The sequence below is a fragment of the Enhygromyxa salina genome, assembly GCF_002994635.1.
Lineage (GTDB): Bacteria > Myxococcota_A > Polyangia > Nannocystales > Nannocystaceae > Plesiocystis > Plesiocystis salina_B.
The window spans coordinates 67,863-86,857 of sequence record NZ_PVNL01000121.1 but is presented as its reverse complement, the minus strand read 5'-3'; the positions used below and the strand labels follow the sequence as shown (position 1 = coordinate 86,857).

General features: G+C 68.4%; 21 protein-coding genes. 11 read left to right on the top strand and 10 right to left on the bottom strand.

The window, feature by feature from the left end; all coding sequences use genetic code 11:
• Nucleotides 1–3: 3 nt before the first annotated feature.
• Nucleotides 4–657, bottom strand: coding sequence for a Fic family protein (locus tag ENSA7_RS32180; protein ID WP_219908096.1), 654 nt, complete (start codon nt 655–657; stop codon nt 4–6).
• A gap of 308 nt (nt 658–965) precedes the next feature.
• Nucleotides 966–1,166, bottom strand: coding sequence for a hypothetical protein (locus ENSA7_RS44420; protein ID WP_181234311.1), 201 nt, complete (start codon nt 1,164–1,166; stop codon nt 966–968).
• On the opposite strand from ENSA7_RS44420, the gene ENSA7_RS32175 reads away from it, so the two are divergent.
• Nucleotides 1,165–2,031, top strand: a complete 867-nt coding sequence (locus ENSA7_RS32175) for an SDR family oxidoreductase (RefSeq protein WP_106093234.1) — start codon at nt 1,165–1,167, stop codon at nt 2,029–2,031. The two genes, ENSA7_RS44420 and ENSA7_RS32175, sit on opposite strands and share 2 nt — an antisense overlap.
• Nucleotides 2,032–2,080: 49 nt before the next feature.
• Nucleotides 2,081–3,157 (top strand): metallophosphoesterase family protein, encoded by a 1,077-nt coding sequence (locus ENSA7_RS32170; RefSeq protein WP_181234310.1) that lies wholly within the window; start codon nt 2,081–2,083, stop codon nt 3,155–3,157.
• 15 nt (nt 3,158–3,172) lie between these two features.
• Here the strand turns inward: ENSA7_RS32170 and ENSA7_RS32165 are convergent, their stop codons facing one another.
• The gene (locus ENSA7_RS32165) at nt 3,173–3,727 is read right to left on the bottom strand and encodes a hypothetical protein (RefSeq protein WP_106093232.1); all 555 of its coding nucleotides are present in this window, start codon (nt 3,725–3,727) and stop codon (nt 3,173–3,175) included.
• Between the two features lie 128 nt (nt 3,728–3,855).
• Between ENSA7_RS32165 and ENSA7_RS32160 the strand changes: the two genes are divergently transcribed.
• Genes ENSA7_RS32160 through ENSA7_RS32145 form a run of 4 tightly spaced genes read left to right on the top strand, consistent with a single transcriptional unit; the run spans nt 3,856 to nt 6,798 of the window.
• A complete protein-coding gene (locus tag ENSA7_RS32160; RefSeq protein WP_106093231.1) occupies nt 3,856–4,434 on the top strand; it encodes a hypothetical protein in 579 nt (192 codons plus the stop codon).
• On the top strand, nt 4,431–5,255 hold the full coding sequence (locus ENSA7_RS32155; RefSeq protein ID WP_106093230.1) for a hypothetical protein: 825 nt from the start codon (nt 4,431–4,433) through the stop codon (nt 5,253–5,255). The genes ENSA7_RS32160 and ENSA7_RS32155 overlap by 4 nt, the downstream gene beginning before the upstream one ends.
• Nucleotides 5,252–5,956 (top strand): hypothetical protein, encoded by a 705-nt coding sequence (locus tag ENSA7_RS32150; RefSeq protein ID WP_106093229.1) that lies wholly within the window; start codon nt 5,252–5,254, stop codon nt 5,954–5,956. The genes ENSA7_RS32155 and ENSA7_RS32150 overlap by 4 nt, the downstream gene beginning before the upstream one ends.
• A complete protein-coding gene (locus tag ENSA7_RS32145; RefSeq protein WP_244923980.1) occupies nt 5,953–6,798 on the top strand; it encodes a response regulator transcription factor in 846 nt (281 codons plus the stop codon). Before ENSA7_RS32150 ends, ENSA7_RS32145 begins: the two co-directional genes overlap by 4 nt.
• A gap of 83 nt (nt 6,799–6,881) precedes the next feature.
• Here the strand turns inward: ENSA7_RS32145 and ENSA7_RS32140 are convergent, their stop codons facing one another.
• Complete coding sequence (locus ENSA7_RS32140) at nt 6,882–7,229, bottom strand: BP74-related protein (RefSeq protein WP_106093228.1); 348 nt, start codon at nt 7,227–7,229, stop codon at nt 6,882–6,884.
• A gap of 277 nt (nt 7,230–7,506) precedes the next feature.
• On the opposite strand from ENSA7_RS32140, the gene ENSA7_RS32135 reads away from it, so the two are divergent.
• Nucleotides 7,507–9,003, top strand: coding sequence for a sensor histidine kinase (locus ENSA7_RS32135; protein WP_106093227.1), 1,497 nt, complete (start codon nt 7,507–7,509; stop codon nt 9,001–9,003).
• A 55-nt stretch (nt 9,004–9,058) separates the two neighbouring features.
• Nucleotides 9,059–9,520, top strand: a complete 462-nt coding sequence (locus ENSA7_RS32130; protein ID WP_106093226.1) for a peroxiredoxin — start codon at nt 9,059–9,061, stop codon at nt 9,518–9,520.
• A gap of 19 nt (nt 9,521–9,539) precedes the next feature.
• Here ENSA7_RS32130 and ENSA7_RS32125 read toward each other — a convergent pair whose 3' ends face one another.
• The 3 genes from ENSA7_RS32125 to ENSA7_RS32110 all read right to left on the bottom strand — a co-directional run bounded on the left by ENSA7_RS32125 (nt 9,540) and on the right by ENSA7_RS32110 (nt 14,137).
• Nucleotides 9,540–10,319, bottom strand: a complete 780-nt coding sequence (locus ENSA7_RS32125) for a crotonase/enoyl-CoA hydratase family protein (protein ID WP_106093225.1) — start codon at nt 10,317–10,319, stop codon at nt 9,540–9,542.
• Nucleotides 10,320–10,336: 17 nt separating this feature from the next.
• Nucleotides 10,337–12,334 (bottom strand): hypothetical protein, encoded by a 1,998-nt coding sequence (locus tag ENSA7_RS32120; protein ID WP_181234309.1) that lies wholly within the window; start codon nt 12,332–12,334, stop codon nt 10,337–10,339.
• Nucleotides 12,335–12,676: 342 nt separating this feature from the next.
• Nucleotides 12,677–14,137 (bottom strand): gamma-glutamyltransferase, encoded by a 1,461-nt coding sequence (locus ENSA7_RS32110; protein WP_106093223.1) that lies wholly within the window; start codon nt 14,135–14,137, stop codon nt 12,677–12,679.
• A 152-nt stretch (nt 14,138–14,289) separates the two neighbouring features.
• Between ENSA7_RS32110 and ENSA7_RS32105 the strand changes: the two genes are divergently transcribed.
• From ENSA7_RS32105 to ENSA7_RS32095, 3 genes are all read left to right on the top strand, one after another.
• Nucleotides 14,290–14,958 carry a sterol desaturase family protein gene (locus ENSA7_RS32105; protein ID WP_106093222.1) on the top strand — a complete coding sequence of 223 codons (669 nt, stop codon included), beginning with the start codon at nt 14,290–14,292 and terminating at the stop codon, nt 14,956–14,958.
• Nucleotides 14,959–15,030: 72 nt separating this feature from the next.
• Nucleotides 15,031–15,480, top strand: a complete 450-nt coding sequence (locus ENSA7_RS32100) for a hypothetical protein (protein ID WP_106093221.1) — start codon at nt 15,031–15,033, stop codon at nt 15,478–15,480.
• Between the two features lie 37 nt (nt 15,481–15,517).
• Nucleotides 15,518–16,063 carry an Ig-like domain-containing protein gene (locus tag ENSA7_RS32095; protein ID WP_146158380.1) on the top strand — a complete coding sequence of 182 codons (546 nt, stop codon included), beginning with the start codon at nt 15,518–15,520 and terminating at the stop codon, nt 16,061–16,063.
• Nucleotides 16,064–16,067: 4 nt separating this feature from the next.
• Here the strand turns inward: ENSA7_RS32095 and ENSA7_RS32090 are convergent, their stop codons facing one another.
• The 3 genes from ENSA7_RS32090 to ENSA7_RS32080 are packed head-to-tail and all read right to left on the bottom strand — an operon-like array spanning nt 16,068 to nt 18,970.
• On the bottom strand, nt 16,068–16,697 hold the full coding sequence (locus ENSA7_RS32090; protein WP_106093219.1) for a peptidoglycan-binding domain-containing protein: 630 nt from the start codon (nt 16,695–16,697) through the stop codon (nt 16,068–16,070).
• A gap of 3 nt (nt 16,698–16,700) precedes the next feature.
• On the bottom strand, nt 16,701–18,083 hold the full coding sequence (locus ENSA7_RS32085) for an esterase/lipase family protein (RefSeq protein ID WP_106093218.1): 1,383 nt from the start codon (nt 18,081–18,083) through the stop codon (nt 16,701–16,703).
• On the bottom strand, nt 18,080–18,970 hold the full coding sequence (locus ENSA7_RS32080; RefSeq protein WP_146158379.1) for a hypothetical protein: 891 nt from the start codon (nt 18,968–18,970) through the stop codon (nt 18,080–18,082). Before ENSA7_RS32080 ends, ENSA7_RS32085 begins: the two co-directional genes overlap by 4 nt.
• Nucleotides 18,971–18,995 lie beyond the last annotated feature (25 nt).

The window sequence follows — 18,995 nt, the reverse complement described above, 5'->3', positions numbered from 1 at the left end:
GCCCTACGTCGGGCCCCCCGCCGCCGCGTAAATACCGACGAGCTGCTTGGCGAGGAGGTCGGCCAACAGACTCTCCATCTCCGAGACGTCGAGCTGCTGCGTCTGCCACGCCTCGTCGGCAGCGTCGAGCGCAGCGTAATAGGGGTGTTTGTTCCCAGCGATCATTTCCGGGATCGTCGTTGTACCGGGCAGCACAAAGCCCGTTTTTGCACACAGCACGAGGTAAGAAACAACCCGAGAGGTCCGGCCATTGCCATCCTTCCAAGGATGAATCCAGTTGAGCCTCCACATGACGTAGGCCGACAAATGGAGCGCTGTCCGGCTCTCCCAGCTGTCGTTCACGTAGTCACACATTTCCTCGAGCAGACCGGGCACATCCGATGCTGGCGGAGGCTGGTGATCGGTGTTGGAGATCCGTATCGGGACGCTCCGCAGACTCCCAGGGTCAACCTCGAGTCCCTCGACAGCGAGGCGGTTGAGCTCGATCAAAGCCGATACGCGTAGGCGAAAGCGTGCGGCAGCAAGGGCCCCTTCAACCAGCGCCACCATCCGGTCGTACTGCCGGATACCATTCTCGGCCTCGAGAAGCGCCTTCTCGTCGTCAGTGAGAGAAGGGAGCGGCTCAGCGCCTTCGGGGGCACTCTCGCGCTCAGTCACGGGACGTCGAGATCTTGTCCGCAGCACGATCGATGTGCTCACGAGTGATGCGGTCGTTCTCGATGTGTGTGTTCCCGAACGCGAAGCTCCGGCGTTGCGTCTCTCGCTCCACACTCGTCATCGTGACGTTGCGCGCCTTGTCGATCAGCTTCTGAAGGTCCGAGGTCATATGGTTAGTTACATCCGCTGAGACCCGAGCGCAACCCAGCTCCGCTCGAACGCGCCCGTGACGCCTGGAGTTCGACCGGCCCGCACCCATTTTACGAACGCCTCGACCTCGCGCAGGCCAACGTCGACCGCGTCCCGCATCATTCTCGCAGCCCCACCCCGCCGCCGGCCCCGATCTGTTCGAGCAGCTCGTACTTGCCGGCGAGCACCTCGCCGGGGCGCCAAGCGTGGACGCGATCGCGCTCGGAGGTCACTGGATCACCGGCCTCGCAGGCTCGCGCAGAGTCCGTCGCGGAGACCAGCACCCGACAGCGTGAATGCCCGGTTAGTATCCCGCCCATGTTCGAGCGCGGGCTCCTCTCGTCACACACCATCCTCGTCACCGGCGGCGGCACGGGCCTCGGCCGCGCCATGGCCCTGCGCTACGCCGATCTCGGCGCGAGCGTGGCAGTGCTCGGCCGTCGCACCCAACCACTCGAGGAGGTCGTCGCCGCGATCACGCAAGCCGGCGGCAAGGCAGCATGGGCGAGCGCGGACGTGCGCGACCGAGCCAGCGTCGACGCGGCGCTCGATCAGCTCGAGACCGAGCTCGGACCCCTGACCGACGTGGTCAACAACGCGGCCGGCAACTTCTTGTGCCCGAGCGAGGATCTGTCCCCAGGTGGGTTCGATGCCGTGGTCAAGATCGTGCTGTACGGCAGCTTCAACGTGACCCAGTCGATCGGCCAGCGCTGGATCGAGCGCGGCAAACGAGACGACCCCCGCGGCTACAGCGTGCTGTCGATCGTCACCACCTACGCGTGGATGGGCTCGGCCTTCGTGCTGCCCTCGGCCTGCGCCAAGGCGGGGGTGTTGGCGCTGACCCGCTCGCTGGCGACCGAGTGGGCGACCTACGGGATCCGGCTCAACGCGATCGCGCCCGGCCCGTTCCCGACCGACGGCGCGTTCTCGCGGCTCTTGATGCCGGGGTCCGAGACGCTCGGCAAGCACCGCGTGCCGCTGGGTCGCTACGGCGAGCCGCCGGAGCTCGCGGATCTCGCGGTGTACCTGACCGCGGCGCCGTTTGTGACTGGTGAGTGCGTGACGATCGACGGCGGCGAGTGGCTCAACGTCGGGCAGGAGTTCGCGTCGATCACGGCCCAGCCCCGCGAGCAGGTCAAGCAGGTGTTCGCGAGCATGCGCGCGGCTACCCAAAAGTCGGGGTGACTGGGGGACACTCGCTCAGTCCCGAGTTGTGGCACCATCGTTGCCCGCCGTGCGCAGCCTCGTTCTCCCCGCCTTGGTCCTCACCGCCGCGCTCTCGCAGCTCGGCTGCATCGCCGTCGTCATCGAAGCCAGCGACGACGAGAGCGGCGAGACCAGCGGCGACGGCGACGGCGACGGCGATGGGGATGGCGACACGGGCGACGGTGACGGTGATGGGGACCCAGACACCGGACCCGGCGACGGCGATGGCGACACCGGTGACGGCGACCCAGACCGGTTCCGCGTGGTGGTGATCGCCGATCCCCACATTCCGGCCCCCGACTACGATGGCCAGGACAAGTCTCTGGAAGAAGCCCGCGCCAGCTTGCTCGAGACCCGCGACAAGATCGCGGCGATCGTTCCGCCGCCGAGCTTCGTGGTCGTGCTCGGCGACCTCGTCGACGACGCCTACCAGACCGGCGACGCAGTCTGGTACCAGGCCAACCCCAACGCGTTCGCCGACGTCGCCGACATCTTCGCGGGCTTCAGCGTCCCGGTCTACCCGCTGTTCGGCGACAGCGACTACGCCGTCCCGACCTATCCCAAGACCTTCTCGCACCAGCTGTTCGGCCAGTTCTACGCCAAGGACCCCTACTACGCCGTCGATCATCTGGGCTGGCGGTTCGTGTTCACCAACAGCGAGTACGGCCAGACCTTCGACGAAGGCACGCTGATCTACGATCCCACGCGGGGCTCCTACGGCGGCACGCAGCTCAACTGGATCGCGGATCAACTCGGCGCCGGCATGCCAACCGTGATGTTCAGCCACTTCCCGCTGTTCCAGGTGGCCGTCAACGAGGCGCCCAACAACGGCCAGCACACCGACATGGAGACGGTGCTGACGCTGCAAGGTGAGAGCGTGAAATTGCTGATGGCCGGTCACGAGCAAAAGTGGCTGGACATGCCGGCGTCCTACCCGGCCCCGCTCGTGGTGTTTGGCGCGACGCGCTACGACACCGACAATTTCTTGTTGATCGAGTTCATGGCCAACAGGTCGCAGTACGAGATCCTGGACCGCGACAAGGTCGTGTGGGATCAGGCCGAGGCCGACACCTGGATCTACGACGGGACCCCGTCCCCCGAGTAACCCAGCTGACGCTCGCTATAGGTACCCAAACAGCGCGACGCGCAGGCGCTTGAGCTCGTCGACCAGCTCCGGGTCGCCCTTGCGCATCGCCAGGCCGGTCGCGCGGGCCTCGGCGATCAACACATTGACCAGCTTGTCGGCCAGTTTCAGGCGCTGGCCCAGCTCGCGCGCCGAGGCCTCCTCTTCGGCCGACAGCCCGTCGGCCGCGGCCACGGTCGTGGCGCCCGACAGCAAGTAGCAGCCCTTCTGGCTGCCGGCCGCGAACAGCTCGCTGGCGTGCTCCACCGTCACGCCCTCGGTCTCGAACGCGACGACATGCTGCTGAATGTCGTAGGGCAGCGCCGACATGATCATGAGGAACTTGAGCCCTGTCAGCTCCTCGCGGCTGAGCCCATCGACGCCCGCGATCACCTTGACCGCCTTGGCCAGGTTGACCTCCTCGCCCAGCGAGAGCTTGAACCCAGCCGCCCGCACGGAGTTGACCGCGACCTCGCGCTCGGCGTGAGCGCGGGCTTCTGGGTCCATGTCATCGAGCAAGCGCTGGGTGCTGTCGGAGATCGGGTTGGCCATGGGTGCACACGACCTTGCCAAGTTCGATCGCCACCGTCCACTTGCGCCAAATCTGCACAAAATCGACGGGCCAAGGACGCACGTAGGCCGAAGCCATTGCACGGACGCTTGCTAATGCTGGCTCGACGATGCACGCCTCCACGACCTTCCCCCTTCACGCGCCCCCGAGCACCCTGGCTCCCCCCTCGATACGCGGGCGTGATCTCTCGCTCGCGCTGCTCGGCCTGCTCGCGCTCGGTGGCGCGGCGGCGCTCGGATCCCCGGCCGGACCGACGGCGGTGCGCCTGGCCCCGAGCGTGCTGCTGGTCGATCTGGCGGCGCTGGCCCTGACCGCGCCGGCTCTGATCGCGGTCCACCAGTTCCTGCGGCTGTCCGCCAAGCCCGAGGATCTGGCCGCGGGGCTGGGTCGGGCGCTGGTCCACGGCGGTCGCGTGGCCGCCGGGCTGAGCGTGATCGTGCTGTTCTTCTCGGCGACCACCAACCTGGCGATCCCGCTGCTGTTGGCGTCGCTGGTCGGTGTGGGGGTGTTCTCGACCGCGACCGCCTGCGTGGAGCTGACCCGGGCCGAGCGCCAGGGCGGCGCGGTCGCTGGCTACTTTCCGCTGTTGTTGCTCGGGTGGGTCGCGCTGAGCTGGGTGATCGCGCTGCGGGTCGGCGTGGACGTGGGCGCGTGGGTGCTCGGCCTCGAAGGGGGTGTGTGGTCATGAGCGCCGCACGACAGACCTCGAGCCTGGCGCTGGTCGGCGTGCTGCTGCGCGAGCCCGCGCTGCTGCTTGGCGACGCTTCGGCGGGCGCCCACGACGACGATCCGCTGCGCGATCGACTGGCCGTGTTGGCCCCGCGGCTGCTCGGGATCACGGTGTTCGGCGCGGCGATCTTCGGCCTGGTGCTGGGCTCGTACCGCGGCGACCTGCAGTATGCCTACGCCGCGATCAAGACGCCGATGTTGCTGCTGATCCCGGTCTTGATCGGGCTGCCGGCGATCCGGGCGTTTCACGACGCCTGCGAGATCAGCGTGTCGTGGTCCCACCTGGCGCTCGCGAGCTTGGTCTCGATCGCGCGCACGGCCGTGCTCGCGGCGGCGTGTGGTCCGATCTTGTGGCTGTACCTGTCGATGCACCCCGACTATCACCGCGCGGTCCTGGCCATGGCCGCGTGCCTGTGCCTGGTCGGGCTCCCGGGGTTGATGACGCTGCTCGACAGCCTGCCCCGCGGCGGCCGCAACCGCCCGCTGGCGAGCTTCGCCTCGGTCGCGGTGCTCGGGGTCTTGCTCGCGCAGTCGGGCTGGTTGCTGCGGCCGTTCGTGGTCCGGCCACGCGCCGAGATCTCGTTCTTGCGCGACGTCGAGGCCGACGTGTTCTCGAGCCTCGCCAGCACCGGGAGCTCCGCGCGCGGGCACTACCGCGGCTGGGATGCGCGCGGTGCTGGCTTGCTCGGGCGTGAGCGCCAGCCGAGTCACGACGCGACCTCGGTCGAGCCGCCGATGGTTCAACCGGCCGAGCCCGCGGTCGAGGAGTCACCCCGATGATCGCGCTCGCGCTGGCGCTCGATTTGCTCGGCGAGCCGCGCGTGCTGGCTGAGCTCACCAGCGGCCGCGTGCCCTCGCTGTGGGCCACGCTCTCGCTCGGCTACCTCGGGATCGGGGCGGCCATGGCCTGGCACCTCGGCCGCCGCGGACACGGGCTCGGCACGGCCACCAGCGCGCTGGCCTGCTGGCCGCTCCTGCTCGGGCTCGTCGGTCGTCCACCACCGCCAACGTCGGAGCTGAGCCTGGCTCGCCCGACCTTCGCGGGCCCCAACCACGCCCGGATCGACGGCTGCATGGCCACGCTGCGACAGGGCCTGCAGGAAGACTTCGACGGACCCGCGGGCGCCCGCCTGATCGACGCCGCGCAGCTGGCCAAGCTCGCGCACTCGCTGCACCGCGCCGATCATCGGATCGCCCGGGTCGATCGCCTGCTGCACGAGACCCAGGCCCAGGGCTCCGGCCGCGTCGAGCTCGACCCCACGCTGCTGGCCGCGCTCGGCAACCTGCGAGGCGCTCGGGATCACGCCCACGCCGAGCTCGAGGCGGTGCTGTCAGGTCTGCTCTCGCTGCGGGTTCAGCTCGGGTTGTTCGCGCTCGCGGGTGAGTCGGAGCCGGTCCGCGAGCGGCTCGCCGAGCTCGAGGCTCGCGTGGCCGCGCTCGCGGAGCTATCCTCGGTCGAGCTCGCGCAGGTGCAGTCATGAGCGCCCTGCTGCGCCTCGGAGCCCAGCCCATGGCCGCGCCTGCCCGCCCTCCCACCGCCGCCTCGGCGAACTCGCCCGGCATCCTGGTCGTCGACGATGATCCGAAGCTGCGCGAGGTCGTGGGCTACGCGCTGCGCCGCGAGGGCTACGAGGTCTGCGAGGCCCGCCACGGCGGCGACGCGCTGGCGCTGCTCGACGAGCGCGGCTTCGATCTGTTGGTCGTCGACGTCTCGATGCCCGAGGTCGACGGGTTCGAGTTCGTCCGCCGCCTGCGAAGGCGCGACGACGTCACGCCGGTCCTGTTCCTCTCGGCCCGCAGCGACGAGATCGATCGGATCTTGGGCCTCGAGCTCGGCGGCGACGACTACGTGACCAAGCCCTTTTCCACCCGTGAGCTGGTGACCCGGGTCAAGGTGATCCTGCGTCGGATCACCCGCGGTCGGGCCGACACCCAGGACAGCGGCAGCCGCGACGACGTAGACGAGGCCCACGTCGACGAGTCGCAGCTGGTCGTGGGCCAGCTGCGGCTGAGCCCCGAGACCCACCGCAGCTGGTGGGGCGAGCACGAGGTCGTGCTGACCGCCACGGAGTTTCGCTTGCTCGAGGTGCTGATGGGCCGACCGGGTCGGGTGTACTCGCGCGACGAGCTCGGCGAGCTCGCCTACCCCGACACGCGGCATGTCTCGGGCCGCACCCTCGACTCGCACGTGCGACGGATCCGGGCCAAGTTCAGGGCCAAGCTCCGCGCCGAGTCAGGCAGCCCCACGCTGGGCAACGTCGATCCCGTCGAGACCGTGCACGGCGTGGGCTACCGGCTGCGCAATCATGAACCCAAAGTTTAGTGAGGCTGACGCCTCAGACCAACGAGTGCAGCCGGGTTCTCGAGCTCGAGGTTTTAGGGACGCCGACTTGCCCCCGCGCGAGGTCAGAGGGTGACTTCCCGCACCAGCTTCGAGTTCCACGGGCACCAGTGGCAGCCCGGGAGAAATGCACCGCCGGCCTCGTCCAGATGATCTTCGACATACCCCATGTCGGCGTCACACACTTCAATGGCCATCGAGAAGAAGCTGATGGTTGCGGGGTCGAGATGATAGCTCCACGCAGGGTTGTAGGGTGCCTTGCTCTTCTGAACCCTGCCCATGACGTGCACCCTCTCCCTCTCCTTTCCCGCGAGGATGTCGCGGGCCTCCTGGATCTTCTTTGGATCAGTCAACTGGAAGATAAACTCCTGATCCGGACGTTGCATAAATGTGAAGTAAGCAGTTTCTGACATGGGTATCTCCTGTGTAAAGTAGCTATATCAATAGCGGGGCGTTGGTCAGTTTGTCAACTCATTTGGTAGAGGACCCGGCTCATGGATCCTCCAGCCGGGCCAAGCGCCAGAGCGGCGATCAGTTTGAATTCACGCCGCCAGCGAGCTCCGGGGCTCGCGCGACCGCGCTGGCGGAGCTATTCTCCGTGGAGCTTGCGAAGCGCAGTCAGGAGCGTCCTGATCGAAAGCATCGATCCCTTCGCTACCGCGCACGACGTTGCCTATCGGCTGCGCAATCATGAACCACAAGTCCAAAGCCGAGGGCTCGGAGCCGCGCAGGCGAAACCTGCTCCCGGAGCTGTCGCTGCGCACGTGGCTGCTGGGTTCGCACCTCCTGGTGTTGCTGCTGCCGCTGGCGGCGTTGATTGGGACCGGGGCGCTGGCCATGGATCTGCGCCGCCAGACCCGGGTGGATCTCGAGCACCAGGCCGACGTGCTCACGGTGCTGGTCGCCGACATGCTGGCCAACCCCGGCGATGAACAGCGGCCCTTGCAGCTGCGCTTTGATCCGCTGCTGGTTGCGATCCGCGACCGCACCCTGGCGAGCGTGCGGATCGTCGACGCCGACGCCCAGGTCCTGGCGTCGAGCTCCGGGGATCAGCTCGATGTGATCGACATGTCGAGCGACGCCGTGGTGATGACCGCGCTCGCCGGCCGCACCGGGATGGAGACCCGCAATCGAGATCGGCCCCGACACGGCGAGCCGCTGTCGAGCCCCAGCCGCCGCGCGCGGGTCCGGCTGTTCATCGCCAAGCCGATCTACTCGGCGCAGGCCGATCACGAGCACGAGATCATCGGCGCCGTGCTGCTGTCCCGCACCCCCCGCGAGGAGCTGCAGGCGCTGTATCACATGTCCCCTCGCCTGGTCTGGGGCCTGCTCGCGGCGCTGCTGCTGACGATCGTGCTGGCGGTGTTCTCGGGGCGCCTGGCTACCCGCTCGCTCGAGTCGCTGGCCGACGCCGCCCGCCGGATCACCCACGGCAGCGGCAGCGAGGGCGCCAAGCTGATGCGCAGCGCCGGCTCCCACGTCGATGAGGTCCGCGCGCTGGCCACGGCCACGGCCGCCATGGCCGAGCAGCTACAGTCGCGGGTCGAGTACATCAATGAGTTCGCGGGCAACGTCGCGCATGAATTCCGCACGCCGATCGCCACGCTGCGCGGCACCGCCGAGCTGATCCGCGACGACGAGGACATGGCGACCGAGCAGCGCAGGCGGTTCCTGGACAACGCGCTAGAAGAGCTCGAGCGGCTCGAGCGGCTGGTCGACGGCCTGCTCGCGCTCGCCCGCGCCGAGCAGCCCCACGGCGGCGCTCGCTGCTCGCTCGCCGAGCTGCTCACCAGCTTGCCGAGCCGCTGGCCCGAGGTCAGCGTGAGCGAGGCCGAGCAAGCCGGGTTGGTCGAGGGCAGCGCGGCGCAGCTGGCGAGCGTGCTCGACAACCTGATCGACAACGCCTACGCCCACGCCGGGACCGAAGTTCGCGTGCAGGCCCGCGGGCTGGTCGCCCGCGACGGGCGGACCGGGTTCGAGATCATCGACGATGGGCCCGGGATCTCGGCCGCCAATCAGGCCCAGATCTTCGACCGCTTCTTCACGACCAACCGCGAGCACGGGGGCACCGGGTTGGGGCTCGCGCTAGTCCACCGGATCGTCGAGACCCACGGCGGCGCGATCGAGCTCGACAGCGCCCCCGGGCGAACCTGCATGCGGGTCTGGCTGCCGCTCGCCAACGAATGATCTCGGGAGCCCTCATGATAGACTCCGGCGCCGACGAGGCACCGCACGAGGATCCATGACCCTGCGCATTGGCCAGCAAGCACCCGACTTCCACAGGACCACGCACGAAGGCGAGTCGATCAATCTCGCGAGCTTCCAAGGGGAGAAGGCCGTGGTCTTGTATTTCTATCCCAAGGACGAGACCCCCGGGTGCACCGCCGAGGCCTGCAGCTTCCGCGACGCCTACGAAGACTTCACCGACGCGGGCGCGATCGTGATCGGCGTGAGCCCCGACAGCGCCGACAGCCACGAGAAATTCGCCGCCCATCACCGACTCCCGTTCAAGCTGATCAGCGACGAGTCTGGCGAGCTGCGCCGCAGCTACGACGTGCCCAAGGCCATGCTCGGCATGCTCCCGGGGCGCGTGACCTATGTGATCGACAAGCAAGGCAAGGTTCAGCACGTGTTCAACTCGATGCTGAAGGCCAAGCGCCACGTCACCGAGGCGCTCTCGGTGGTCAAGCGCCTCGCCGGCTGACGGGCCGGCGCACAGCCGCTCAGCGACCGCTGTAGCGACCCGCGCGGCGCTCTTTGAACGAGCGCACGCCCTCGGCGAAGTCCTCGCTCGCGGCCAGCGAGGCCAGCTGCTCGGGCAGCGCCGCGATCGCTGCGGCCGGCCCCTGCTCGACCGCCAGCTGAGCCGAGCGCCGGCTGGCCCGCACGGCCAGCGGAGCCTGGGCGGCGATCCGCTCGGCGATCTCGATCGCCTTGGCCCGCCCCTGCCCTTCGTCGACCAGCTCTTGCACGAACCCCAGCCGCAGCGCCGTCGCGCCGTCGAACTCGTCGCCGGTCAGCAGGTAGCGCATGGCGTTGCCCCACCCGGCCCGCTCGACCATGCGCAGCGTGGCGCCACCATAAGCCATCAGCCCGCGCTGGACCTCGAGCTGGGCGAAGCGAACGCCGCGCTCGGCGACCACGACGTCGGCGGCGAGCATCAGCTCGATCCCGATCGTGAAGCAGATCCCATGCACCGCAGCGACCACCGGCTTGGTCCGGCGCACGCCCTGCAGATCGAGCGGGTCGACCTGCCCGGGCTCGATCAGCGGGTCGGTGATATCGAACTTCGACAGCTCGAGCCCGGCCGTGAAGTGCTTGCCCTCCGCCAGCAGCACCGCGCACCACAGCTCGTCCTCGCGCTCGAGCAGGGTGTAGGCGGCCGCGAGCTCGCGCAGCATCGTGGGCGTGAGGCCGTTGTACTTGGCCGGGCGGTCGATCGTGATCTTCAGCAGGTGACCGTGCGCGGCGGTCGTGACTCGGCCCTCGGGGTTGTCGCTCATGCCTACGTTATAGGGCACTAATGTGCGCCGCGAGGGCGCCCACCCAGGGTGGTCGGGGACGAGCTCGCGCGCAGCCGCTGCTGGGCCTCGAGCAGCTGCGCGAGCTCCCCTCGGTCAATTGGCATCGCGGGAAGCCCCTGGGTCGCCGGGCCGTCGAACAGCACCTGAGCGGCGCCTAGGGCGTCGCCGGATGTGCCTGGCCGATCGGAGCCGCAGCTGAGCTCACAGGTCTGTTGCAGCAGATCCTCGAACGCGAGCATCCGCGCGGGCAAGAACTCATCGCGCAGCGCGGGTGAGATCCGAAAGCAGGATCCACCATCGCACGACTCGGGGAACACCTCGTCGACGTGCACGAACGCGCTCGAGGCTGGCGCGGTCAGTCCGTGGCCAAGGTCGAAGAAGGTCGCGGTCTGGTGGCAACCCATGCAGTTGCTGGCGAAGGTCGCCCGGTTGGCGAGCTGCTCGGGGCTGAGGTCACTGCCCAGATCGCTGAGCCGCTGGGCGAGCGCGGCCTCGAACTCGCCGCTGCCCGAGCCGAGGTGCCCGGCATAGTCGACCAGCGCGTCGTCTCGACTCTCGGCCGCGAAGCAGCGCGGCTCGACGCTCAGCCCCATGCTCGCGATCTCGTCGACGAGCAGGGTCTCGAGCCCAGCGAGGATGCTCTCACGACACAGCTCGCCAAACGGCTCGTCGCTCAGGTCGTCCCACAGCGGGCCAAACGCGTTGTCGCTGACGGGCACCTGGGCGACCGAGAGCCGGCCGTCTTCATCGACGAAGCGGAATTCCCGAAGCGTCCACGGGTCATCGTCGAAGCTGTTGGTCCGCACCTGTCCGCTGCCAAAGCTCATGTTGACGCCGGCCATGAACGGCTCGAACCCAGCGTCGCTGAGCTGCGGGTGGCCGTCGAGGAACGCCAGGCGCAGCTGCTCACCGCGCTCGACCGGATCTTCGACGAAGCTCAGGCCCGACCACAGCTCGGCGATCGGGGCGCAGGCGAGCAGGCCACAGCTGGGATCGGGGTTTGGGATCCGCGCCTCGAAGATCACCAACATTCGCCCGTTCGCGTTGTTGGCCATGATCAGGCGCTGCTCGCCGCAGTCGCTGCCGTCGAGCGGCGCGAGGTCGAGGCGGTTGACGTAGGCGATCGGAAACCACGCGTCGAGGTTGGCGACCTGCGCCGCCTCGATGCGCGGACACTGCAAGGGGTACCCGTTGAGGCTCGGGATGTCGTCTTCGAGCAGATCGTCGCAGTGGGACCCACCCTCGAGCGTCGCCTCTTCGTTGATCGTGAAGCTGTCGACCAGGCGGGTGTGGGTGAATTCTGGATCGCCGATTAGATCGGCGGAGATCGCCGCGCGATCCAGCAGCTCGGCCATCGAGACCCCCGCGAGCGCGTCGATATTGGTCTCGATCAGGGAGCGACGCGGATCGTGCTCGAGCAGCTCGCAGCCCTCACCCCCCGTGTCCTCGCTGCCGGACTCGCCGCTCTCCTCGCCGGACTCGGACTCGGACTCGCCGCTCTCCTCGCCGGACTCGGACTCGGACTCGCCGCTCTCGGACTCAGACTCGGACTCGGACTCGGACTCGCCGCTCTCAGACTCAGACTCGGACTCGGACTCGGACTCGGACTCGCCGCTCTCAGACTCGGACTCAGACTCGCCGGACTCGGACTCGGACTCTCCAGACTCGGACTCTCCAGACTCGGACTCTCCAGACTCGGACTCTCCAGACTCCGATTCACTAGATTCGGATTCTCCAGACTCGGACTCTCCGGACTCAGATTCACCTGATTCGGACTCTCCAGATTCCGACTCCCCTGATTCCGACTCCCCCTCCTCGGACTCAGACTCAGACTCCGACTCGGACTCAGACTCAGACTCCGACTCGGACTCGGACTCGGACTCCGAATCGCCATCACTCTCGTCGTCCGTCCCCGACTCCCAGCCGCTCGTCTCCTCGAACGGCGGATCCAGCTTGATCACGCAGCCCGCGTTCGCGACACAGAGCCCAAGCACGAGGGCAACAACTTCCGGTCCAGAGACAGTTCTGCGCATCATTTCACGCTCTCCCGATCAAGTCTCGATGACCTCGATTCACGTTGCCTTCAAAAAATAAACCCGGAACCGGACCGACCCCTGCTGGGTCCTCCCCCGAAGCCCCCTGACGTGCCGACACGAGAGCAAAACGAGCCAAAACTGAACGTCGACTCATGCACGGCGAGACCGGTCCGGTACCGGGTCGGCGCCCCCTCGGGGCCACCAGCTTGATAGTCGCGCGAGCACGATGAATCGATCAACGCGATCGCAAAAAAATGCTGCCGGCTTCGCCAACGTCCGGCGCAAGCACGCGCGCGCTGATCAGTCCACGTGCTCGACCGCTCCACACCTGCGCGCGTCGCCGTGGCCCTCGAGCGCCCCCTGCTCGTCGAGCGCGGCGACGTGAACCCCGCCAAAGAAGAAGTCGCGACGATCGAAGCCGTGCACCTGCGCAAAGCTGGCACTGAGGCGCGAATGTATCGCGGCCGAGTCACGGCGCGAGTCGAGCTCGACCCACGCGGCGCCGTCCTCACCGTGCACGCGCGGGGCCTCGACGGCCGCGGGCAGCGACAGCCCACGGCGCGCAAACCCGTGCAAGACGGTCGCCACCGCGCTGCGGATCCGATTCGAGCCCCCGCTGCCGAGCGCGACCACCCGACCTGAGGGGTGAGTCGCGATCGTCGGCGCGATCATGGTGGGCAGCGCGTTTGTCGGCCGATGCAGATGGAAGCCCGCGGGGTTCAGGTCTTCCTCGCCCAAGAAATTATTAATGTGCACCCCAGTGCCAGTAACGACGTGGCCGCAGCCCTCACCCGCGGTCAGCGTGACCGAGGCTGCCCCACCCTCACCGTCAACGACGGAGATGTGCGTGGTGCTGCCACGCGGCTCCGGGGACGGCAACGCCAGCCGAGCGCGATGCCCCGCGAGCGAGGCGTTGGCCTGGCGCAGGACCTCTTTGGCCTCGTCGTCGACCTCGATCGCGCCCGCCGACAGCTGCTCGGAGATCATCCCGACCAGGCGCCCGCCGAGCCGCGGCGAGCTCACGACCGTCCACTCGCCGACCCGAAACTGATGCGGGCGCGTGACCGTGGCCTGCGCCGCGTCGAGATCGGCGGCGGTGATCAGCCCGCCCCGCGCCGGACCGAACTCCTCGATCAATCCTGCGCGCAGCGGCTCGGGTGAGCGCCCGGTGGCCGCGAAGGCCTCGAGGGTCGCCGCCAACTTGGTGTTGCGAACCAGCTCGCCGACCTGCAGGGGCCGATCGGAGCGCTGGCCTTCGACGATCTCGGCCAGACACGCGAGGTCGCGGCGAAGGATCGGCCACAGCAGCGCGAAGGTGCGAGCCGTCAGCGCGTCGGCGACCACGCCCTCACGCGCGAGCGCGATCCCGGGCGCGGCCAGGCGCGAGAGCGGCAGCGATCCGAACCGCTCGGCGGCCAGGGCCAAGCCATCGAACATCAGGGGGACGGCGGCCGAGCCCCGCCCGACGTGGAACGACTGGGTGGCCGAGCCAAAGTCGACCTCGATCTGGTGAAAGTCGAGCTGCTCGGGCCGCCCGCCCGCGCCCGGAAACGGCGAGAAAAAATCAACCGAGACCGGGTCCGCGCCCGGCAGCCGGATCACCATGATCCCGGCCCCGCCCGCGGAGGTCAGCAGCGGCTCGGCCGTGAAGCTCGCCAGCGCCGACGCGACCGCGGCATCGACCGCGTTGCCGCCATCGCGCAGCACCTGTGCCCCAGCCCGCGCCGTCGCAACACTGCCCGCAGCAACAACCCCTCGCATCGGCGCGAGTCTACGCAAAAAGCCCAATTCCGACGAGCAGATCGGATCGCGGCCAACGCTCCTTCGCAGCCGGCTGGAGCCACCCGCGAGGCAGCGCACGAGCCCCAACCCTTGCGTCTCGCGCGGTTCAATGTTGTGCTCGCCGGGCACCAATGCCACCTGAAACCGCCACGAGCGAAGACGTCCAGGACTACCCCGGCGGCTACCAGATCACTCGCAAGGGGGCCGGTCGGCAGTTCGAGAGCAACTTCTTCGAGTTCTTCTCGCGCTGCCACGGCAGCGTGCCGTTGATCATCTACGGCCCGCTGGTGGTCTGGATCTTCTGGCTCACGGCCACACGGACCGAGCTGAGCCTCGGGTCGGCGATCGGCCTGACCGCCGCGGGCTTGTTCGTGTGGACCTTCGCGGAGTACTGGCTGCACCGCATGGTGTTCCACTTCGAGCGCTCGCCGAAGCTGCACTACTTCCTGCACGGCATCCACCACGTGTACCCCAACGACAAGTACCGCCTGGTGATGCCGCCCGGCGCCAGCGCGATCCCGGGGCTGTTGTTCTGGCTGCTCGCGTGGTCGCTGGTTGGCTTCGAGATGGCGCTGCCGGCCTACGCTGGGTTCGCGATCGGCTACCTCTGGTACGACATGACCCACTGGTGGACCCACGCTGGCAAGGCGCGGACCCGGTACGGCAAGTTCTTGCGCAAGCATCACATGCTGCACCACTTCAAGGACCACGACATGTACTTTGGAGTCTCCACGCCGATCTGGGACTACGTGTTCGGGACGATCCCCAAGGCCGGCGACAAGCCTGCCAAGCAGGGCTAGCCCGCACGCCACCACCAGCTGGCCCGCGGCGGCTGGCGAGCCACCGCCGCCAGGTGCTGATACACTGGCGGCGTGGCGGAGCCGACCAAAGCCGGTGAGATCCTCGACGACGAGGCGCTCCCTGCCCCCATGAGCGCGCGAGCCGAGCGGGCGATCATGAGCCTGGGCTGGCCTTATGTAGCCGTGCCGGGGACGCTGCTGGGTCGGTCGCACGAGGCCGTCCCGGACGCGGACGCCAGCTCGCAGGCGCTGGCCAAGTCGTGGCCCCGGCTGTCGGCGGTGGTCACCGGCGGCGCGAGCGGCCACCCGCTGGCGCGACGGATCATCGGCGGGTTTGGGCTGATGCTCGGCGGCAGCGCCGGGCTGTTCGTGGGCGGGCTCGGGGCCGCGCTGCTCGTCGCCCTCCTGCACCCCTTCGTGCCCCACATCGCCAACCTGCTGCTGCTGAGCATCACCTTGTTCAGCGTGGCCTTCGGCGCGATCATTGGACGGCGCGTGCTCGAGCGCGAGACCTTCGAGTAACCCAATCGTGACACCCATTCTGGTAGCGTAGGTGCCGGTGACGACCAGCATCCGCATCAGGGTTGGGCTGCAGGAGTACCAGTTCGAGGCCGCCAGCGGCGTCCACGTGGGCGCTGGCGATCTCCTGGATCCCGACACCGCCACGCGGGTGATTCGCCAGCTCAGCAACCCGCGCGAGCTCAGCCAGCTGCGCAGCCTGGTGATCGGTGGTGGGCGACGCAGCTTCGAGTGGGACGCCGAGCTCCCGCGCGTGCTCGCCACGCTGATCCGCAGCGGTCGCCTGCGGGTCCGGCGGATCCAGGCCGACAGCTACCGGGTGCTCGGGAGCACGCCCCTGCTCGAAGCGGTCGCCGACGCCGTCGAGAACCAGATCGTCGAGACCCACAGCGTCATGATCGAGCTGCTCGACGCCGACGGAAACCCCGTCCCTGGCGAGCCGTTTCGCATCAAGCTGCCCGACGGCACGGTCAAGACCAGCTCACTCGATGATCAGGGCAAGGCCCACATCACCGGTATCGAGACGCCCGGGACCTGCCAGGTGTGCTTCTACAAGCGCGACGCGGCGATCTGGGCGGCAGCCTGAGACCTCAGCTACCGTAGCTGTCGCGCAGCGCAGTGGTGGTGGCGTCGTCGGCTGCGCCGCTGGGGTCGAGCGCCTTGGCGGCCTGAAACCGACGCAGCGCGGCCTTGGTCTTGGGCCCGATCTCCCCGTCGATCGCACCAAAATAAAAGCCCAGTCCGCGCAGCCGCGACTGCACCCCGGTGGGCTCGTCGTGGGGATCGAGGTGGCCGAGCTTCAGCTCGTGCTGCTCCTCGCCGTCGCGCAGCGACAGGGTGCCGGTCTTCGCGGTGATCGAGATCGGCTGGTCGACCCAGCCGTCGTCGTCGGTCTCGCCCTCGAGCGTGACGCCGTCGTCGAGCTCGAGCACGTAGGGCTCGGCCGGGCGGGGCTCGCCGCGACGGGTCAGGCGCACGCGCAGGCGGATCGGACCGACGCTGAGCCTGAAGGTGGTGAGCGTGTCGGTCGGCGCGGGCTCCTGCTTTTGTTCGAGCTCGGGCACGAACAAGCGGTCGCCGGGCAGCAGCGTGTTGGGATCCGTTCGACGCTCGCGCAGCGCCGCGTTGTCGCCGTGGTCCCACACCGTCTCGGGATCGAACCCCCGCGAGAGCGCGATGGTGCTGAGGCAATCACCTTGTTTCAGCTCGACGTGTGGCATGTGTCAGGTTCCGACCAGGTGGGTGATCAGCTCGTCGACGAACGCGAGGCAGACTGTGTCTTTGCAGATCTGGTCGTGTTGCTCGCCGCCAGATGTGAAGAATTGCCGCTGGGTCGTCAGGTCGTACTCGGTGCCCTCGCGGTAGTCGTAGGCCTGGGTGGGGAACAGCGCCTTGCCGCTCGACAGCGGCACGGTCCCGTCGCTGTCGTTGGTCCGCCGCACCGCGCAGCCGCGATCGGCCGGGTCGACCTCGCTGGCGCCAATGCTGACCTCGCTGCCGTCGGCCCGCTTGGCCTTGTAGCGAACATCTTCGCTGAATGGGTTGAGCGAGTGCAGCGCGGTCGACAGCAGCGAGAGCTCGGCCTCGACGGGCGGCAGCTCGAAGTACAGCGAGGTGTCGCACTCGTTGCCGGTCCCGTAGAAGCTCCAGGTCTCGGCGTGCTTCCACAGGCCCAGCGCGAGGTGAAACGCGCGAGCTTCGTTGACCCGGCGGCTGAACTCGCGCCGCGGGACCGGGGCGATCGCGTAGCGCGAGTCGGCGGCCGCCAGCAAGCCCGGAGGCGACTGCGGGCGGGCGTAGAGCTCCCAGCACTGGCCGGCAAAGTCGCGCTCGATGCCCGGCCGCTCGAAGGTCTCGTAGCTGTACCACCAGCCGCCGTCGGTGTCGGTGAAGTCCTGCGTGGCCAGCAGCTGCATGGGGCCCGGCATCGCGCTGCAGATCGTCTGATATTTTTTGCGGTTGTTGCCGAGCAGCAGCATCATCGCGACGCCGTCGGACCCATAGGTCGCGCCCGTGAACATCCGGCGCACGGCGATCGCCGCGCCCGTGACGGGCTGCGCGATGTGGCAGACGCCCGCGAGCTTGGCCGCGACCGCCGGGTTGCGATGCAGGCCGGCCCGCGAGGCCAGCCCGCCCATGCTGTGGGTCAGCAAGATGAAGCGCTCGGCCTGCTCGGCCGCCAGGATCTCTTCTAGGCGCCTGCAGATCGCGTCGCCGCTGTCGTTGTTGCTCTGCCGCCAGTCGTAGCCGATCGCGTAGACCGGGGTGTGGTAGCCGCCGTAGCGCTGCTCGCTCAGGTGCTCGAGCAGCGAGCCATAGAAGTCCCACGCGACCCCAGCCCAGCCGCGCTCGCGCTGCTGAGCGTCGAGATCGTCACCCACGGTCATGACCACCGCCGGGTTGCTCAGCGCGAACTCCCGACGCACCCGCTCGGCGCTGCTGGTCAGCCAGTGGGTCATGCGCGTGATCGTGTGATCGGGATCCCAGTAGCAGTTGATGCTGGGAAAATGCAGGCGCGAGCCCATGACCCCGGGCACGAACACGATCGGGATCGTGTCGCTGTCGATCGTGTTGCCGCCCCGGCGAGCGACCGGCTGAACCGTCACGCAATGACCTCGCCCTCGGCGCGAATGCTGGCGAGCAAGGTGTCGATGATCGCCGTGAGCCGGGCCCCCTCGGTGCTCGGCGCCGAGGCCGAGAGCACCACCCACCGGTACAGCCGCGGGGCGCTCGGCAGCTGGGTCAGCTCGACCTTGCGCTTGGCGAGGATCAGCGTGGACTCGCCGTTGGGGTCGTTGTCGCTGCGCACGCGGAAGTCGAAGCGCGCGCCACCGTCGATCGTCCGCTCGAGCCGCGCGACTTCTTCGCCACCCGCGACCGCGGCCCCCGGCTCGAGCACCGGCTCGGGCTCGCCGTCCTCGAGCACCGTCAGCTCGATCCGCAGCTCGGCCTCGATGTCCTCCCAGATGAAGGTGCGAGGGCCGCGAAGCTGCGCGGGCACGTCGAGCACCCACGGGCCCGCGCTGTGGCGCTGGTGGCCGGGGAGCACCGTCGGCGTTGCGTCAGCCTGGGTCGTAAAGCTGGCGAAGATCGGATCGAGATAGGCGTCGAGCGAGCTCGGGTCGCGGTCGCCCTCCCACGCGAGCTTGACCCAGTCGCCTGGGTTCGGACCTGCGGACAGGTTGGCGATCACGATCTTGCCGTCGATGTGCTCCTGACCGTCGAGCCTGTAGGTGAAGAACTCGGCAGGCTCGCCCGCCAGCGTGGTCTGCCCCTCCGCGACCAGGGTGAACGACGAGCCAAAGAACTCGCTAAGCGAGTCGCGGATCTCTGCGATGACCTCCGCGGCCGGCGTCGCGCCGCCAGCCGGCAGCTCGAACTCCACGCTGAGCCGCTCGGGCGTCCCCGCGGATGAAGATGAAGATGAAAAAGTATGGTGGGTCCCATCCTCCAGCCCGAGCGGGCTGTCGAACGCTATACCGTCGACTCGCATGCGGCCGCGATCCTACACCGACGGG